The sequence below is a fragment of the Kribbella sp. NPDC049227 genome (genome assembly GCF_043197265.1).
GTDB lineage: Bacteria > Actinomycetota > Actinomycetes > Propionibacteriales > Kribbellaceae > Kribbella.
In genome coordinates this window covers 606,234-623,130 of the sequence record NZ_JBICST010000001.1, presented here as the reverse complement: position 1 = coordinate 623,130, position 16,897 = coordinate 606,234, and the positions used below count along the sequence as shown (strand labels likewise).

Here is a 16,897-nt window from a genome sequence, read left to right as displayed (position 1 = left end):
CCGGTCAGCGCAGGGCGATGACGGTGTTGTTGCCTGAGGTGAGGACGAGGTTGCCGATGGCGCGGGCGTCGCGGCTGCAGGAGATGCCGGTCGGGAGGCGGACCTGACGGAAGCCGAGCCGGCTGATCACGTTGGCCTGACAGCCGCCCACGCCGCGGCCGAGGGAGATCACCCGGGCGTCCGCGGTGACGGTGACCTTCACCCTCGGGCTGACCGGTGCGGTCATCTGCCAGGCGGTCTCCCCGGTGCCGGCGTCGATGGCGGTGACGACGGTCCTGCGGTTCTCCTGCGTGCTCGGGCCGGGGCAGTCCACGACGACCAGGTACCGGCCGGCTGGGTTGAGGAGCGTCCGGCAGGCCCAGGTCCGTGGCACCGGCCAGCGCCACTTGATTTCGCCGGAGCGTGGGTCGATGGCAGTCAGAGCCTCGGGTACGTCGGAGTCCCCGGCGGGCTCGGCGACGACGACCAGTCCGGCGACGACCACCGGACGCCGGTACATGTCGGTCGACGGCTTGGACCACAGCTTCTTGCCGGACTTCAGATCGAAGCCGGTCATCTCGTCACTCTCGTTGCCGCAGCTGTGGCCGAGGAACGCGACGACAGTGTCCATGGTCGCGACCGCGCCGATGTCGGTGCAGTTGCCCGGCTCGAACGTCCAGCGCTGGTGGCCGTCCGGGTCGACACCGTGGAGCTTGTCAGAGCCCCGGGCGACGTGCTCGCCGGTCAGCAGCGGTTCGGACTGCTGGATCAGGTGGTCGCGGGTGCCCCCGGGCCAGGTGGCCTTGCGGCGACCGGTGTTTGCGTCGAGCAGGAGGTAGCCGATGTCGGCGAACTCGGCGAGCACGTAGTCGCCGTTCCCGGTCGCCGTGATGTTGGGCTTCTCGTCGGAGTCGGAGCGGCTGTAGCGCCAGCGCAGTTCCCCGGTGGCGGCGTCCAGCATCTCGACCACGCCGCTCTGCCGTGGGATGGCGATGCCGTACCTGGTGCCGATCGCCTCCTCCGCGCCGGACCCGAGCAGCGACTTGCTGACCCAGGCGACGGAACCGTCGAGGGTGGACGCTGACGCCTGGCCGGCTGGCTCGCGCGGACCGTCCACTCGCTCGTTGGAGGTCATCACGTAGTTGCGTGCCAGCGGCTGGATGATCAGCAGGAGGATGAGTGCGATCACCCCTGGTACGGCGAGCCACGCGAGCTGCTGTCCGAGGTTGCGCGGGGGCAGGAAGCGGGCTGTCCGAGTGCGGAGGAGCGAAGCGACAAGTGCTGCCGTGCCGGCCACGAGCAGCAGGATCAGAGCGGAGATGAGCAGGGGCACCCTGAGGCCGACACCGACGGCCGGGTTGATGCTGGGGACTCGGGCCCAGGCGACAAGCAGACCGGTCACGGCGGCCGCCAGGATTGCGCCTGCGGTGAGGCGTGAGCGCTGGCTGACGCTGCGGGCGCAGCGGAACAGCACTGGTGCGCTGAAGAACGCGACCACGGCCAGTACGACGGGGGGCCAGCCGGCCTCGTCCTTTGCGGCCGGGACTTGCCAGGACGCGCCCGATGCGGCGATGGAGGCGACCGCGGCTCCGACTGCGGTGAAGGTGGCTGTGGCGGTGAGTGCTGCTTGTTGCCAGCCACGCCACGGTGCGGGTAGCTCGCTGTCGAGTCCGGCCAGCTCTGTCTCGAGGTTGACGCGGGCGACCGGGCCGAGGCGTTGCCTGGCCAGTTGAGTCCGGTAGAGGTGGCCGTCGAGGAGTTCGCGGACCTCGTCGTACCGCCGTTCCAGCGCAACCTTCCGGTCGCCGGCGTCTCGTCGTACCTCTGCGGTGTGGACGGCGTACCGGCTGGGGTCGGAGGCGAGGACCGCGTTGACGGCGTCGAGCAGTACGTCGCCGTTCGCGTCGCGGCGGGGTGGCGCGTAGGAGTCGGGCGGGGGAGCGACGAGGTCGCCGGTGAGGCGGATCAGGCGGGCGACTTCGGCGATGCGGATCGGCGGTACGCCGTACCTCGGGAGGAGGTGCTCGGCCAGGCGGGCGGAGGCCTCGGCGTCCTCGGCCGGGGTGCCGCCGGGTTCGTGGACGGCGCGGTGGAACCAGGCGGCCAGGCGGACCGAGGTGGGGTCGGTGGACAGTTGGATGAGTGAGTCGAGGGCGGTCAGGACGATCTCGAGGTACTGGTCGCGATAGGCGCGGCGGGTGCGCTCGACGTACCTGCCGACCAGCTCGTCCGCCAACGATGCCGAGCCGGGCACCAGCTCGTTCCACCGCCCACGAAGCTCCACCACTGCCACAGTCTGCCAGCCCCACCTCCACAGCAAACGCTCGATCTCCCCACCAAGACCTCACGTTTCCAGCCCAGTCCCAGTCCGCGGAAGGCCCCGCTCTGGCGTGCGAGAGGTGGTGAGAGGAGCCGCCGCCCGTCGAGTAGGAGGCGACGGCCGGGGCGACCCGGTCCGGCTCGACGGAGCTGCCGGCGTGGCCGGCGCAGCCGCCGGTGGTTAGCGGCGGGCGGTGAGGATGCCGGTCAGGAGGCCGGGGTAGAGGGTCTCGAGGTCTTCGCGGCGGAGGGTGCTGATGCGGCGGGTGCCTTCGGTGTGGGTGGACAGGACGCCGGCCTCGCGCAGGATGCGCAGGTGGTGGGCGCGGGTGGAGGCGGTGACCGGGAGCTCGATCTCGCCGCAGGCGATGCCTTCGGGGGCGTCCGCGAGGGCGCGGATGATCTGCAGCCGCACCGGCTCGCCGAGGGCCTGCAGGACCGACTCGACCCGGATCTCGTCGCGCTCCGGCTGCGGGAGCGCCTTCCTCGTCATGTGTCCATGATACGACGCCCATCGAAGTTCGATGATCTTCGTAGTACGATATCGGTCGAAATAAGAAACCCTCGTCCGGAAGGTCCTCGATGTCCGCACGGATCTACCTGCTCGGCGCCGGCGCGTTCGCGGTCGGCACCAGCGCGTACGTCGTGTCCGGTGTGCTGCCTGACGTCAGTTCCGAGCTTCATGTCTCCCTGACCGCCGCTGGCCAGCTCGCCACCGCGTTCTCCCTCGCGTACGCCGTAGGTGCGCCGATCCTGTCCACGCTGACCGGCCGGTGGGAGCGCCGTACTCTGCTCATCGCCGCGCTCGTCCTGGCCGCGCTGGGCAACCTGATCGCCACCGTCGCCACCAACTACCCCGTGCTGATCGTCGGCCGGGTGGTGGCCGCGTTCGGCGCCGCCATGTACACGCCGGCCGCCACTCTGTTCGCCACCGGTCTGCTGCCACCGGAGGAGCGCGGCAGAGCCGTCGCCATCGTGTTCGGCGGCCTCACCTTCGCTCTGGTCCTCGGAGTGCCGACCGGCAGTTTCCTGGGCCCGACACTCGGCTACAAGGGTGTCTTCGCCCTCATCACTGTCGTCGCCGTACTGGTCGCCATCGTCGAGCGTGCCGCACTCCCGAAGGTCGACGCGCCCCCACAGGTCGGACTCCGCGAGCGGTTCGCCGGTGTCACCGACCGGCGCGTGCAGACCGTACTGGCCATCACGATCCTGGCCGTGCTGGCCGCCCTGAGCGTCTACATCTACATCGTCCCGTTCCTGAAGGAGACCGCGGGCCTGGCCGGCAACGCCACCAGCATCCTGCTGCTCCTGTACGGCGTCGGCGGCGTACTGGGCAACGTGATCGGTGGCCGGGCCACGGATCGGTTCGGCAGCATCCGCACGCTGATCGTGCTGCTGGTCGGCATCATCGCCGTCGTCGCCACACTCGACCTCACCGCGAACTCGATCGGTGGAGCCGCAGCGGCTCTGTTCGTCCTGGGCCTGTTCACCTGGGCGTTCAACCCGCCGATCCAGAACCTGTTGCTGGAGCTCGGTGGCGGCCTGCTGATCTCGCTCAACGCCTCTGCGATCTACCTGGGTGCCGGACTGGCCGCGGTAGTCGGCGGTCTGGTCATCGACATGGCCGGTCTGCGTTTCCTGCCGCCACTGTCCGCCGTACTGACGCTGATCGTGCTCGGCCTGGTGTTCACCCTGCGGCGCGACCCGGAGCTGGAGGAGATCGAGCACCTGGAGCCCGAAGAGGACTGCGTCCCGGTCACCGCGACCGACTGACGGTTCGCACCCGGGATAGAGCAGGATAGCGGCCATGCGTTTTCTGGCCGCCCTCCTGCTGCTCACGTCCACAGTGTCGGGCTCCAGTGACCCCGCAGCGGTCGTCGAAGGCTGGCGCACATCACCCGTGTACGTCGATTCGTCGCAGCGCGCACTGGTCCCGGATGACGAGGCCGCGAAGCTGGCCGAGCGGGTCAAGGACCACAGCCCGGCCATCCGGATCGCCGTACTCCCGGCGGAGGCGCTCAACGACGGCCGACGGGACAAGCAGGACTCGGCCCGGGCGTTCCTGGACTCGGTCGTCGACAAGCAGTCGGCGGACGGGATCTACGTGATCGTGTTCGGCGGGCTGATCACCTGGGGGAGCGCGGTCGGCGTCGACACCCCGATCGCGAGCATCCTGACCGACGAACTGGGCAAGCACAGCCGGTCCGATCCGGTCGGCACGCTCAACGGAGTGCTGGACCAGCTCGGCGCACCCAAGGCGCCGAGTGGTCCGCCCGGCTGGCTCTGGCCGTCGGTCATCGTCCTCGTCGTACTGATCGCCGGTGGCTTCGCACTGCGCTGGTGGAGGTCCCGGCCGGGCAAGGACGAAGGCCCCGCGTTGTACCGGCCGTCGTACGACGTCCTGCCGGACGAGGCGGACACGGTGGAGGAGCGTAGACGGCTGGCGCGGGAGGACGTCACCCGCTTCGGGGAGGAACTGGATGCGGCGGACGTGCGTCTGGATGGCCATGGAGACGGCACAGCGACCACCGCAGACGTGCAGGCCGCGATGGACGCGTACGCCGCCGCCGGCCGCGTGGTCGACGGCAAGCCCGACGACGAACAGCTGCGTGGGGTGCGTGCCACGGTCGGCTACGGCCGCTGGCGGCTGGCCTGCGCACAAGCGCGGATCGCTGGGAAGATCGCGCCGCCCTGGCGAGCACTCTGCTTCTTCGACCCAGGTCACGGGATCTCTGTGACGGACTGGATGTACAAGCCACCCGGTGGCCGGTCCCGCGAGGTCCCGGTCTGTGCCGCCTGCCGGGACCGCCTCTCGGGAGACTCACGATGAAACGTCTGCTGGGAGCGTTCGCGCTGGTCGCTGCCTCGGTCCTGCCCGCGCTACCCGCGCACGCGGCCGAGGACCCTGACGGCTACATGAGCACCGTGGCCGGTCACCTCGGCGACACCGGCATCTGGGTCGACCCGGACGTGAGGGAGCTGTCGCCGGCTGAGGCGTCGCAGCTCGACGCGGCGGCCAAGAGTGCCGCGGCACCGATCCGGATCGCTGTCATCCCGGCGGAGAAGATCAACATCTCGGAGAGCGGCTTTTCCGTGAACCTGGCCTGGGAGGGCGAGGAGATCGCGGACCAGCTGTACGACCGCGTCGGTGTCGAAGGTGTGTACGCCGTCCTGGTGGACGCGTCGTCGGAGTCTGACGGCCGTGGGTTCCACGCCGTACAGCGGGCTGACCACGGGCCGACGTACCACGTGGAAGACGCGGTGAACCAGGCCGTCGACTGCTGCGCGCCGGACTACGAGGACATGCTGGCCAAGTTCATCGAGCGGGCTCAGCAGGTCGACAAGCCGTTCTACATCGACGCAGCGCCGTACGCCGGTGGAGCGGCCGGACTGGCCGGGCTCTGGTGGGGGCTGTCGGCACTCGGGGCCCGCCGGGCTCGCCGCAAGGACGAGAAGGAGCACCTGGAACTCACCAAGCCGCTGCTGAACGAGGAGATCATCGCGCTGTCGCAGCAGGTGTCCGACCTGCCGACCACGTCCGACCCGCAGCAGTCCAAGCTGTCCAAGGATGTGCTGGACGCGGTCGAGAAGGCGCGGCACCGGCTGGACGAGGCCGAGGGTGATGACGATGTCCAGGCCGTGACGACGCTGCTCGGCTCGGCGCGGTACGGACTGGTGTGTCTGGACGCGGTGCGCGCGGGCAAGTCGATCCCGGAGCCGACACCGCCTTGTTTCTTCGACCCGCGGCACGGCCCGAGTACGGCGTCCGTCGAGTGGCAGCCGGAGCGTGGAGCGGTCCGCGAGGTCCAGGTCTGTGCGGCCTGCAAGGAGCGGGCCGTGGCCGGGCAGGAGCCGCAGGTCCGGATGGTCGAACAGTGGAGCGGCAACCTGCGGCCGTACTGGATGGTCGGGGAGAAGATGTCGGCGTACATCGACGGCTATTGGTCGCAGGGCGACGAGCGCCAGTGGTGGTTCCCCGACGACGACGCCCGCCGGACGAGGGACCGGATGCGGGCACGCTGGCGCTCTCGTCGTCCGGGTGCTCGCCTAGGAAGGTGGAGCTCCGACGTCGGGAGCTCGGTCAGCTCCTGGTCGGCGTCCTCGGGCTCTTCTGACAGCGACAGCTGGTCCAGCGATTCCAGTAGCCGGCGTCGTCGCAGCTCCTGGTCGTCCCGCACGCGCTCGAGCGGTGGCGGGTCCTCCCGGCGCTCGTCGAGGCGCTCAGGCGGCTCCCGCGGTTTCTAGGACTGCCGGCATGTCCTGGCTGTGCAGTACGGCCAATGAGGTGACCGCACGGGTGAGGCAGACGTAGAGGCGGCGCAGACCGGTGCGCTCGTCGGCCTCGCCGGCAACGATGCCGGCCGGTTCGACCAGGACCACGTGGTCGAACTCGAGACCCTTGGCCAGTGACGCCGGTACGACGTCCAGATGCGCGTCGGCATCGTCCTCGTCGCCGAGCACGGAGAACGGGATCTGCAAAGCCAGCAGGGCCTTGCGGGTGGCCGGCACCAGCGCATCCGGCACGATCAGACCGATCGAACCGAGCCGGGTCGACACATCGGCGACTGTGTCCATGGCCGCGGCCAGACTGTCCGGCACGCGGGTGATGGTGAGCTCACCGCGCGCACGTCGTACGGCTGTCGGCGGCGTGAGGTGTGGCGCGATCGACGGGAGCAGGCGGGCGGCGTACTCGATCACCTGACCGGGGACGCGGAAGCCGGCGGTCAGTTCCTCGGTGTGGGCGCCGGACTTGCCCAGGTGCTTCAGTGCCTCGTCCCAGGACGGTGTGGCCCACGGAGTGGTGCCCTGCGCGATGTCGCCGAGGACAGTCATCGATCCGGTCGAGCAGCGACGCCCGACGGCCCGCAGTTGCATCGCCGACAGGTCCTGCGCCTCGTCCAGCACCACGTGGCCGAGTGACGGCGTACGGTCGACCAGATCGGCCACCTCGTCGATCAGAGTGGCGTCCGCCACCGACCACTTCGCCGCACCGGCCGAGCGGGGTGCCTTCTCCCAGAGGAGCAGCTCCTGCTCCTCCTGAGTCAGGATGCCGTCGGCGTGCTCGGCCAGCAGTGCCGGGTCGGTGAAGAGCCGGAAGAGCAGCTTGGCTGGGTCCACAGCCGGCCAGAGTGTCTCGGCGTACTGCTTGACCGGACGGCTACGTGCGACCGCGTCCTGCACCCGGTCGTCGGGGGAGTCGCCCGCCGCCTCCATCCGCAGCAGCACGGCGTGGGCCAGCCGCTGCGGCAGCATCGCCCGGCCGGCGCCGTACCGGACTCCACGCGTGCGGAGCTCGTTGACCAACTCCTCCGCCTGGTACGTCGCCACCCGCCAGCGGTGCGCGCCGCGCGGCACGACCAGCGCCTCCCTCGGCAGCTGCACCTGCGACCACACCGCCCGGTGCAGCACCTCCGCCATCCGCACATCGCCCTTGAGTACGTCGACCGCCGCGGGACCCGGCCCGGCCACGCGCACCCGTCCGACCAACTCCTCGACGGTGGTCTGCTTCGCCTCGATCTCGCCCAGTGCGGGCAGTACGTCGCCGATGTAGCGCAGGAAGCTCGCGTTCGGCCCGACCACGAGCACACCGGACCGGCTGAGCTGATCGCGGTACGCATAGAGCAGGTACGCCGCCCGGTGCAGCCCGACCGCGGTCTTCCCGGTCCCGGGCGCTCCCTGGACGCAGATGGTGTCTTCGACCCCGGCCCGGACGATCACGTCCTGCTCCGGCTGGATCGTGGCCACGATGTCGCGCATCGGGCCGGAGCGCGGACGCTCGATCTCGGCGTCCAGGATGTTGCTGTGCTGCTCGGCGGCCGCGGAGGAGGTCAGGTCCTCGTCCTCGAACGCGGTCATCTCGCCATGCGTGAAGCCGAATCGCCGCCGGATGCCGACCCCCATCGGCTCGGTCTTGCTGGCCCGGTAGAACGGCACCGAGATGTCCGCCCGCCAGTCCACCACCAGTGGCTCGCCGAGCTCGTCGTTCACATGCCGGCGGCCGATGTGGAACGTCTCGTCGGTCGGCTCGAGGTAGTCCAGCCGGCCGAAGAACAGCGGCACCTCAGGGTCGTCCTCGAGTTCCTTCATCCGCCGCCAGATCGCGGCCTTCAGGAACTCCTCGTTGACCCGGTCGGCGCTGTGGATCTCCAGCGCGCCGGTCTTCTCCCGCATCAGCGCGAGCGCGGCGCGCGAGGTCTTCAGGTAGTCCTTCTCGGCCTGGAGGGTGTCGGACGAATCGGGGGGCATGCGGAACCTCCGGCAAACGGTGGGGGAAGCCCAGCCACGTTACTTGAGCACCCGCCGTGGGGGAATCGAATTACGGGCCCTCGGCCTGTCGTCGTGCAGGCCGGGGCGGAGCAGCAGCGGCAGCGTGACGGCGAGCAGGAGCAGGACGACGATGCCGTCGAGCCAGTAGTGGTTCGCGGTCACCACGACCACCGCGAACGTGATGATCGGGTGCGCGAGCCAGAGCCAGCGCCACTTCGTCCGGGTGATCAGGATCATCGAGAGCGCGATCAGCGCGGCCCACCCGACGTGCAGGCTCGGCATCGCGGCGAACTGGTTCGCCATCCCGCCGGACCGCTCCACGCCGTACACGGACTGACCGAACGCGAGCCCGGTGTCGACGAACCCGGGCATCATCCGCGGCGGTGCCAGCGGGAAGATCATGTGCCCGGCCAGCGCGAGGCCGGTCAGGGCCACGATCGTCCAGCGGACGTGGGAGTACGCCTTCGGCCGCCAGATGCTCAGCCAGAGCAGTACGGCGGCCGTCAGTGGTGCGTGCACGGACGCGTAGTACAGATTCGCGCCCTCGACCAGGTGCGGAAGCTTCAGCGCCGCGTGCTGGATGGAGGCCTCGTTCGGCAGGTGCAGCCAGTTCTGGACGGCGAGTACGTCGCGTGCATGGTCGAACGCGGAGCCGGTGTGTTTGGCCGCGATCTGGCGTCCGGCGCTGTAGACGAGAAACAAGGTCGCCAGCAGGACCGCTTCCCGCACCACCCGCCAGACGACCGGGCCTGTCCCCGATCGCCGGTTCTCGTTCTCCCCACCCAGTCCCACCCGCTCCAGCGCCTGCGTCCCCATACCTGTCGACGGTACCTGCCGTCTGCTCAGGATTTGCCCAGGCGCAACCCTGGCGTTTGCCCTGGGCAACCCCTGGCCGTGCTCAGGGCGACCGTTCGTGACGCATCCGTCACGCCGTTGCGATCATCCCTTCACGGCGCCGGTCAGCACGCCCTTCGCGAAGTGCCGCTGCAGGAACGGGTAGATGATCAGGATCGGCACGATCGAGACGACCAGGATCGCCATCTGGATCGACGCCTGCGGTGGGAGCAGTTCGGTGCCGAGCTCCGCGCTGCCCAGCTGGGTGTCGTTGATGACGTACGTCCGCAGCACCAGTTGCAACGGCCACAGCTTGCTGTCGTTCAGGTACAGCAGCGCGGAGAAGAACGCGTTCCAGTACGCCACGGCGTAGAACAACCCGATCACCGACAGCACCGCCTTGGACAGCGGCAGCACGATATGGACGAAGGTCTTCAGCTCACCCGCGCCGTCGATCCGGGCGCTCTCGGTGATCTCGTTCGGCAGGTTCATGAAGAACGCCCGCAGCACGATCACGTTGAACGCGCTCACCATCGTCGGCACGATCAGGGCCCAGATGCTGTCCAGCAGCCCGGCGCCTTTGACCACGAGGTACGTCGGGATGATGCCGGGCGAGAACAGCATGCTGAACAGGACCACCAGCAGGATCGGCCGCCCGGCCGCGAACCCCGGCCGGGACAACGCGTAGGCGAGCAGACACGACACGGTCAGGCTGAGCAGCGTGCCGACCACGGTGACGAAGACGCTGATGAACAGCGCCTGGGTCACCACGCCGCCGGCGAACAGCGACTCGTAGGCGCCGAAGTTGACCGAGTCGGGGAACAGCACCAGGCCGCCGGACTCGTTGATCTGCTTGTTCGGGGCGACGCTGGTCGAGATCACCCCGACGAACGGGATGATCACCACCGCGCAGAACACCAGCAGGACCAAGCCCTTGAACACCCGCATCGGCCAGGACGGCATCGGCACGCCCTGCACGATCTTCCGGGGTGCGCTGGTTCGGGGAACAATCGTTTGCGTCATCGGCTGTACACCCCCTGCTCCCCGAAGATGTGGGCCACCTTGTTCGCGGCCAGCACCAGGGCGACGCCGACCAGGCCCTTGACCAGACCGACCGCGGCCGCCACGCCCCAGGCACCACCGAGTACGCCGTTGTTGTAGACGTACGTGTCGAGGACCTCACTGACATCCCGGCCGACCGCCTGCTGCTGCAGGATGATCTGCTCGAAGCCGACCGTCAGCGAGTCACCGAGCCGCAGGATGAACAGCAGGATGATGATCCCGCGCAGCCCCGGCAGGGTGACGTGCCACATCTGTTTCATCCGGCTCGCGCCGTCCACGCTGGCCGCCTCGTACAGCTGCGAGTCGATCTGGGACAGCGCGGCCAGGAAGAGAATCGTCGCCCAGCCGGTGTCCTTCCAGATGATCTGCGAGGTCAGCAGGACGTGGAACAACTCCGAGTTCCCGATGATGTTCAGCGTGCCCAGGTCGTGTGATCGCAGGTAGTTGTTCAGCAACCCGCTGCCGCCGAGCATCTGCTGGAACAGCGCGACCACGATCACCCAGGACATGAAGTGCGGCAGGTAGAGGATGCTCTGCGCGATCCGCTTGATCCGCTCGGAGAACAGGGAGTTCAGCAGCAGGGCGAGCAGGATCGGTGCCGGGAACACGAAGACCGACTGCAGGCAGGTCAGGATCAGCGTGTTCTTCAGCGCCCGCAGGAACGCCGGGTCGCCGTTGAAGATCACCGCGAAGTTCGCCCAGCCGGACCAGTCGCTGCCACCGATGCCGAGGAACGGCTGGTAGTCCTTGAACGCGATCACGTTGCCGAGCAACGGCACGTAGTGGAACGCGATGATCAGCGCGATCCCGGGCAGTGCGAACAGCAGCAGCACCCGGTCCCGGAGCAGCCGGCGCCCCAGACTGAGCTGTTGCGATCGCGGTGCGGAGCGCTGGAGCATCTACTTCCCTGCCGCCTCGGTGTGGGCCTGCTCGAGTTCGGTGCGCATCGCGTCGCCGCCCGAGGACCGCCAGGTCTGCACGGCCGCCGTCCAGTCCGACACCGGCTTCTTGCCCTGCACGATCTGGTTCTCCAGGTCGGTCATCGTCTTCGCGAGCTGCGTCTGCTTCTTCGACTGGGTGTCGGAGTACAGCCCGTACGACGCGTCGTACGTGAGCCGCGAGGCGACCTTCGTCTGGATCTTGTGCTGGTTCTGCGGTACGTCGGGCTTGCCGGCCCAGTACAGCGCCAGGGCGGAGTCGCTGATGTACTGCACACCGATGCCGGTCTCGACCACGCCGACCTTCGTCGGCACCGGGTCGGTGCCCTGCAGGGTGTAGTGCCGGCCGGCGACGCCGTACTTGCGGAACAGGTACTCCTCGGTACCGAACGGCGCGGCCATCCAGTTCGCGATCTTGAGCAGGGTGTCGGCCGAGTGCTTGCTGTTCTTGCTGAACGACGTGACGTTGTTCAGCGCCGCACCCATCCAGGGCGCGCCCGCGCCGCCGTCGAAGCCGGGGACGTCGAGCATGTTCACCGCGAACGCGGGCCCGGCGGTGTTGTCGGAGTAGTACTGGTTCCACGCGACGAAGCTGTCGTAGTCGAACGTGGCGATGCCGCCGTTGAACCACTGCTTGCGGGCGCTGGCCTTGTCGTTGAACGCGTCCGGGTTGATCACGCCGGCGGCGACCATCTTGCGGCCGGCCTCGAGCGCGTCGAGTTGCGCGTCGTGCTCGTACATCGACGTGAACTTGCCGCCGTCCACCTTCCAGACGTTCGGGATCGCGAGCATCTGCCGGATGGTCGACAGCGGTACCCGGGTCCAGGCCCACTTGTTCTCCTTGGCCGCGGTCATCTCCTTGGCCAGGTCGAAGAACTCCTGGAAGTTCTTCGGCGCCGGATCCTTGATCCCCTTGGCGGCGAGGAGGTCCGCGCGGTACAGCGGCAGCGAGGTCCGCGACATGCCGCGCGGCACCGGGACGCCGTAGATGGCGCCGTTGAACACGCAGCCCTTCCAGTACTCGGTCGGGATGTTGGCCAGGAACGGGTATTTGTTGACCGCGTCCCCGGACAACTGCTCGGTCAGATCCATGCACTTGGCCTTCACCAGGCCGGGGATCTGCACGGTGTCCACCGGGATGTTGATGATGTCGGGCAGGTCGCCGCCGGCGATCCGGGTCGCGAACTTGTCCTTGTACTCGTCGTTCGACGCCATGCTGATCTGCAGTTCGGAGCCGAGCCGTTCGTTCAGCTTCTGCCAGAACTGGTTCCTGTCCACCGACGGCGGGATCGCGCCCGGGATGTTGGTCAGGAACGTGATCGGCTTGCCGTCACCCGGCACCTCGCTGATCGCCTTGACCGGGTTGGCCGGGTACCTCAGGAAGCCGTCCAGGACGACGTCGGTGCCGGGCAGGTCCGGCTTGATCGCGCCGTACCTGGTGTAGGTCGGCAGTTTCACCGCCAGGTTGGCGGCGGCGGTGCCCTTCTTGTCCGACGCGCACCCCGCCAGCAGCGGCGTACCGGTGACCGCGACAGCGGCGGCGGCCAGACCACCGCCGAGGAATCTTCTTCTGCTGACTGGCATGAGGCCTCACTTCCATCGGAGGGCCACACCATGACATAGTACGTCCTATGTCTTCAAGAGTCGGCGCGCTGGAAATCGCTCCTACGGTCGTCTTCGACCCCGCGGGCAGCGGCTACCACACGTTCCGGATCCCGTCGGTCCTGGCGCGGGGCGAGCTGGTGCTCGCCTTCTGCGAGGGACGGCTGCACGGATCCGGCGACGCGGGCGAGATCGAGGTCGTGCTGCGCCGCTCACTCGACGGCGGTCGGACCTGGCTGCCGCTGCAGGTCGTCTCGGCGGTGCCCGGCAAGACGTGCGGCAACCCGGCGCCGGTGATCGACCCGGCCAGCGGCGACATCGTGCTGGTCACGGTGCAGAACGGCGCCGACGCGGTCGAGATGTCGCTTGCCCGCGGCACCGATCCGGAGTCCGGCCGGCGCGTGTTCGTGCAACGGTCCGCGGACGACGGCGCGACCTGGAGTCCGACCGAGGAGATCACCGCGCAGGTCAAGCCGTCCGACTGGGGCTGGTACGCGACCGGCCCGTGCCACGCGATCGCGCTGACCAGCGGGCGACTCGTCGTACCGGCCAATCACTCCTTCGTGCCTGCGGAGCCTGTCGACGATCTGATCCGGCTGAACGGCGGGCACTGCATCGTCAGCGACGACGGCGGGCACACCTGGTCGGTCGGTTTCGTGGATCGCAACGCCGGACCGGAGATCAACGCGAACGAGACGGCCGTCGCCGAACTGCCTGACGGCCGGTTGTACTTCAACGCGCGCAACCACCAGGGCACCGGCCCGGCCCGTGTCCACGCGTGGTCGTCCGATGGCGGTACGACGCTCGATGCGCCGTACGCCGGGATCCCGGAAGTCACGGCGCCGGGGATCCAGGGGTGCGTCCTCACCTTGCCCGACGGCCGCCTGCTGATGTCGACGCCGGTGAACCCGTCGAGCCGCCGGGAGCTGACGGTGTTCGTCAGTGCGGACTCCGGTCAGTCGTGGCGGCCCGGTCTGGTCGTGCACCCGGGCATGGCCGGGTACTCCGATCTGGTGCTGCGGCCCGACGGCACGGTCGGGATTTTCTACGAAGCCGGTGAGACCTCGTCGTTCGCGACCCTGCGCTTCGCCACATTCGCCCTTTGACGTTGGGAGACCCCTTGACCGACTCCGCCCAGTTGACCGGCGTCGTACCGCCGCTCGTCACCCCGTTCACCCCCGAGTACGACGTCGACACGGCCTCGTTGGCCCGGTTGATCCAGCACCAGCTGACCGGGGGTGTGGACGGGGTGTTCGTGCTCGGTACCTCCGGTGAAGGAACGTTCCTGACCGACGAGCAGCGGCAGGTGGTACTCGAGACCACCGTGGCGGAGGTGGCCGGGCAGGTGCCGGTGCTGGCCGGCGTCATCGACACCTCGACCGCCCGGGCCGGTGCGCATCTGTCGGCGGCGTTGAAGTCCGGCGTCGATGCCGTGGTCGCGACGGCGCCGTTCTACGCCGCCACGCATCCGGCCGAGATCGAGCAGCACTTCACGCGGCTGGCGACGATCGCCGGGGACGTCCCGGTGTACGCGTACGACATCCCGCCACGGGTCGGGACGAAGCTGCCCGCATCGTTGATGATCTCGTTGGGAGAGCGCGGGATCATCGCCGGAGTGAAGGATTCCAGTGGCCAGGAGACCAGCCTGCGGCAGTTGGTGCTGGACCGGCGGGACGCCGGGCTGACCGGGTTCGCGATCATGACCGGGTCCGAGCTGACGGTCGACTCCGCGTTGGCGTTCGGCGTCGACGGCGTCGTACCGGGGCTGGGGAACGTGGATCCGTCCGGGTACGTGCGGTTGTTCGACGCGGCGTCGGCGGGTGACGCGGCGACGGCTCGGGCGGAGCAGGATCGGCTCTTCCGGTTGTTCGAGATCATCACCGTGGCGGACCGTTCGCGGATGGGCGCGAGTTCGGCAGCGTTGGGCGCGTTCAAGGCGGCCCTGTACCTGCTCGGGGTGATCGACTGCCCGCTGACCGCCTTCCCCTCGATCCCGCTGAACGACGAGGAGATCGCCGCGATCCGACCCGTTCTGGATCGTGCCGGATTACACTGATCCGTCCTAGACGAGGAGGCCGGCAGTGACAACGGGTGGGCTCAGCCGGGCACGCGGTGCGGCAGGGAATCAGTCCTTCATTCGCGACCAGATGAAGTCGTACATCCTGGAACGCGGGCTGAAGGCGGGTGACCCGCTACCCAACGAGCAGGAGCTGATGGCTCAGCTCGGTGTCGGCCGCCACCCGTTGCGCGAGGCGATGAAGGCACTGCAGGCAGTCGGGATCATCGAGATCCGGCACGGCTACGGGACGTACGTCGGCGAGGTGTCACTGCAGTCGCTGGAGGACGGGCTTGCGTTCCGGATGTCGCAGTCGATGGCCGGCGACCTCCGCGACGTACAGAACGTCCTGGAGGTCCGCCAGGCCATCGAGGTTGGCATGGCCGACGACGTGGTCGCGTACTTCACATCCCAGGGGTACGACGCTCTGGAGCCGATCGTCGAACGGATGGAGGCCAAGGCCCAGTCCGGTGAGTACTTCCCGGACGAGGACTGGGCCTTCCACCAGGCGTTGTACGAACCGCTCGGGAACGCCCTCGTCATCGATCTGCTGTCAGTCTTCTGGCGCACCTTCGCCCAGGTGGACGCCCGCCTCCCCGGCGCCCGCTACACCCCCGCCGACGCGGCCGCCTGGCACCGGGATCTCCTCGACACCCTGCGAACCGGAGACCCCGAAGCCTTCGCCCGCTCCATGAAGAAACACTTCAACGGCATCCACACCCGCCTGGGCGAGTAGGCCCGTACAGCTCGACAGGACATCTCGTCTGCTCCGGGCCCGTCGCGGGTCGGCTGAGCGTGCCTCGGTTCGCTGGACGACGACACCTCCTGTCGAGCTGTCCGCTGTGGATAACCCACGTCATGACACGGCCGACTTCAGGCACCATCCCCAGGTGGAATCACCCGGTGAAGTTCTTGCCCGCCTCGGTGGGTGGGCGACCTTTGCCGAGCTGTCGGGACTCACGTCGCGCCGGGCTGTCGCGGCAGCGCTTGAGCGTGGAGAGGTACGGCGGATCGCGCTGGGGATTTACGCCGTACCAGAGCTGCCGGCGGATTTGGCCGCAGCCCTCGCGTATGACGGCGTGCGTTCGCATCTGAGTGCCGCTAAGGCATGGCAGCTTCCGCTCCTCGTGGGGCCGGAGAAGCCGCATGTGACCGTCCCGCCGAACCGCCATCCGCGTCCGGGGCCGGCGGCCGTTCTGCACTGGGCGGCTGTAGACGCGGACGAGCGGCGGAGCCGGACCACCTCGTTGCTGCGGACGGTCGTCGACTGCGCCCGAGTTCTGCCCTTCGGCGAGGCGCTTGCCGTCGCCGACGCGGCGCTGGCCACTGGACACCTGAACCACGAAGAGCTCCTCGCCGCCACCGACGCGATGCGCGGGCCAGGATGCCCGAACGCTCGCCGCACCGCGGTCGCTGCGATCGGTCTGTCCGGCAGCATCCTGGAGTCCATGCTGCGGGCGCTTCTCATCGATGAAGGCATCGACGGCTTCGAACCGCAGGTAACGGTGACCAACGGGTTGTTCCGGGCCCGGGTCGACCTGGGACATCGCCTGGCCCGGGTGGCGCTGGAAGCGGACAGCTTCGCGTTCCACGGGTCCCGGCGGGACTTCACCGCGGACTGCCATCGGTACGACGAGCTGGTGGCGGCTGGGTGGTTGGTGCTTCGGCTCACCTACGAGCACATCATCGGAGATCCGGCCTGGGTCGTCGCCACGATCCGCGCCGCGTTGGCGCAGCGGGGCTGTGCAACCGGACAGGAGGTGTCACCTGCTGTATGAGCTGGTGACGCAGTGCCGGGCCCGCTCGTTCAACGAACCCGACCACACCTCCTGTCGAGCTG

The 16,897-nt window shown here is 68.7% G+C and carries 14 protein-coding genes; 7 read left to right on the top strand and 7 right to left on the bottom strand.

The window, feature by feature from the left end:
- Nucleotides 1–4 precede the first annotated feature (4 nt).
- Nucleotides 5–2,266 (bottom strand): PQQ-binding-like beta-propeller repeat protein, encoded by a 2,262-nt coding sequence (locus ACGFH6_RS03135; protein ID WP_393380029.1) that lies wholly within the window; start codon nucleotides 2,264–2,266, stop codon nucleotides 5–7.
- 213 nt (nucleotides 2,267–2,479) lie between these two features.
- Nucleotides 2,480–2,791, bottom strand: coding sequence for an ArsR/SmtB family transcription factor (locus ACGFH6_RS03130; protein WP_393380027.1), 312 nt, complete (start codon nucleotides 2,789–2,791; stop codon nucleotides 2,480–2,482).
- A gap of 89 nt (nucleotides 2,792–2,880) precedes the next feature.
- Here ACGFH6_RS03130 and ACGFH6_RS03125 point away from each other — a divergent pair, with 89 nt between their 5' ends.
- The 3 genes from ACGFH6_RS03125 to ACGFH6_RS03115 are packed head-to-tail and all read left to right on the top strand — an operon-like array spanning nucleotide 2,881 to nucleotide 6,543.
- Nucleotides 2,881–4,071, top strand: a complete 1,191-nt coding sequence (locus ACGFH6_RS03125; RefSeq protein WP_393380026.1) for an MFS transporter — start codon at nucleotides 2,881–2,883, stop codon at nucleotides 4,069–4,071.
- Between the two features lie 34 nt (nucleotides 4,072–4,105).
- Complete coding sequence (locus ACGFH6_RS03120; RefSeq protein WP_393380024.1) at nucleotides 4,106–5,128, top strand: hypothetical protein; 1,023 nt, start codon at nucleotides 4,106–4,108, stop codon at nucleotides 5,126–5,128.
- On the top strand, nucleotides 5,125–6,543 hold the full coding sequence (locus ACGFH6_RS03115; RefSeq protein ID WP_393380023.1) for a hypothetical protein: 1,419 nt from the start codon (nucleotides 5,125–5,127) through the stop codon (nucleotides 6,541–6,543). The genes ACGFH6_RS03120 and ACGFH6_RS03115 overlap by 4 nt, the downstream gene beginning before the upstream one ends.
- Here the strand turns inward: ACGFH6_RS03115 and ACGFH6_RS03110 are convergent.
- From ACGFH6_RS03110 to ACGFH6_RS03090, 5 genes are all read right to left on the bottom strand, one after another.
- Nucleotides 6,520–8,544, bottom strand: coding sequence for a HelD family protein (locus ACGFH6_RS03110; RefSeq protein WP_393380022.1), 2,025 nt, complete (start codon nucleotides 8,542–8,544; stop codon nucleotides 6,520–6,522). The two genes, ACGFH6_RS03115 and ACGFH6_RS03110, sit on opposite strands and share 24 nt — an antisense overlap.
- Before the next feature lie 39 nt (nucleotides 8,545–8,583).
- The gene (locus ACGFH6_RS03105) at nucleotides 8,584–9,381 is read right to left on the bottom strand and encodes a phosphatase PAP2 family protein (protein WP_393380020.1); all 798 of its coding nucleotides are present in this window, start codon (nucleotides 9,379–9,381) and stop codon (nucleotides 8,584–8,586) included.
- A gap of 123 nt (nucleotides 9,382–9,504) precedes the next feature.
- The gene (locus ACGFH6_RS03100; protein ID WP_393380018.1) at nucleotides 9,505–10,422 is read right to left on the bottom strand and encodes a carbohydrate ABC transporter permease; all 918 of its coding nucleotides are present in this window, start codon (nucleotides 10,420–10,422) and stop codon (nucleotides 9,505–9,507) included.
- Entirely contained in the window at nucleotides 10,419–11,360 is a 942-nt protein-coding gene (locus ACGFH6_RS03095; RefSeq protein WP_393380017.1) for an ABC transporter permease, read from the bottom strand. Before ACGFH6_RS03095 ends, ACGFH6_RS03100 begins: the two co-directional genes overlap by 4 nt.
- Entirely contained in the window at nucleotides 11,361–12,983 is a 1,623-nt protein-coding gene (locus ACGFH6_RS03090; protein WP_393380016.1) for an ABC transporter substrate-binding protein, read from the bottom strand.
- A gap of 47 nt (nucleotides 12,984–13,030) precedes the next feature.
- Between ACGFH6_RS03090 and ACGFH6_RS03085 the strand changes: the two genes are divergently transcribed.
- The 4 genes from ACGFH6_RS03085 to ACGFH6_RS03070 all read left to right on the top strand — a co-directional run bounded on the left by ACGFH6_RS03085 (nucleotide 13,031) and on the right by ACGFH6_RS03070 (nucleotide 16,835).
- A complete protein-coding gene (locus tag ACGFH6_RS03085) occupies nucleotides 13,031–14,107 on the top strand; it encodes an exo-alpha-sialidase (protein ID WP_393380014.1) in 1,077 nt (358 codons plus the stop codon).
- A 14-nt stretch (nucleotides 14,108–14,121) separates the two neighbouring features.
- On the top strand, nucleotides 14,122–15,057 hold the full coding sequence (locus tag ACGFH6_RS03080) for a dihydrodipicolinate synthase family protein (RefSeq protein ID WP_393380013.1): 936 nt from the start codon (nucleotides 14,122–14,124) through the stop codon (nucleotides 15,055–15,057).
- A gap of 25 nt (nucleotides 15,058–15,082) precedes the next feature.
- Nucleotides 15,083–15,793 carry a FadR/GntR family transcriptional regulator gene (locus ACGFH6_RS03075; RefSeq protein ID WP_393380011.1) on the top strand — a complete coding sequence of 237 codons (711 nt, stop codon included), beginning with the start codon at nucleotides 15,083–15,085 and terminating at the stop codon, nucleotides 15,791–15,793.
- 154 nt (nucleotides 15,794–15,947) lie between these two features.
- Nucleotides 15,948–16,835, top strand: coding sequence for a hypothetical protein (locus ACGFH6_RS03070; protein WP_393380009.1), 888 nt, complete (start codon nucleotides 15,948–15,950; stop codon nucleotides 16,833–16,835).
- Nucleotides 16,836–16,897 lie beyond the last annotated feature (62 nt).

Bases quoted from the DNA above. Each gene is read 5' to 3' on its own strand.
- ACGFH6_RS03090 (WP_393380016.1), bottom strand. From the start codon at position 12,983: ATGCCAGTCAGCAGAAGAAGATTCCTCGGCGGTGGTCTGGCCGCCGCC.
- ACGFH6_RS03115 (WP_393380023.1), top strand. From the start codon at position 5,125: ATGAAACGTCTGCTGGGAGCGTTCGCGCTGGTCGCTGCCTCGGTCCTG.
- ACGFH6_RS03095 (WP_393380017.1), bottom strand. From the start codon at position 11,360: ATGCTCCAGCGCTCCGCACCGCGATCGCAACAGCTCAGTCTGGGGCGC.
- ACGFH6_RS03125 (WP_393380026.1), top strand. From the start codon at position 2,881: ATGTCCGCACGGATCTACCTGCTCGGCGCCGGCGCGTTCGCGGTCGGC.
- ACGFH6_RS03085 (WP_393380014.1), top strand. From the start codon at position 13,031: ATGTCTTCAAGAGTCGGCGCGCTGGAAATCGCTCCTACGGTCGTCTTC.
- ACGFH6_RS03110 (WP_393380022.1), bottom strand. From the start codon at position 8,544: ATGCCCCCCGATTCGTCCGACACCCTCCAGGCCGAGAAGGACTACCTG.
- ACGFH6_RS03105 (WP_393380020.1), bottom strand. From the start codon at position 9,381: ATGGGGACGCAGGCGCTGGAGCGGGTGGGACTGGGTGGGGAGAACGAG.
- ACGFH6_RS03120 (WP_393380024.1), top strand. From the start codon at position 4,106: ATGCGTTTTCTGGCCGCCCTCCTGCTGCTCACGTCCACAGTGTCGGGC.
- ACGFH6_RS03130 (WP_393380027.1), bottom strand. From the start codon at position 2,791: ATGACGAGGAAGGCGCTCCCGCAGCCGGAGCGCGACGAGATCCGGGTC.
- ACGFH6_RS03100 (WP_393380018.1), bottom strand. From the start codon at position 10,422: ATGACGCAAACGATTGTTCCCCGAACCAGCGCACCCCGGAAGATCGTG.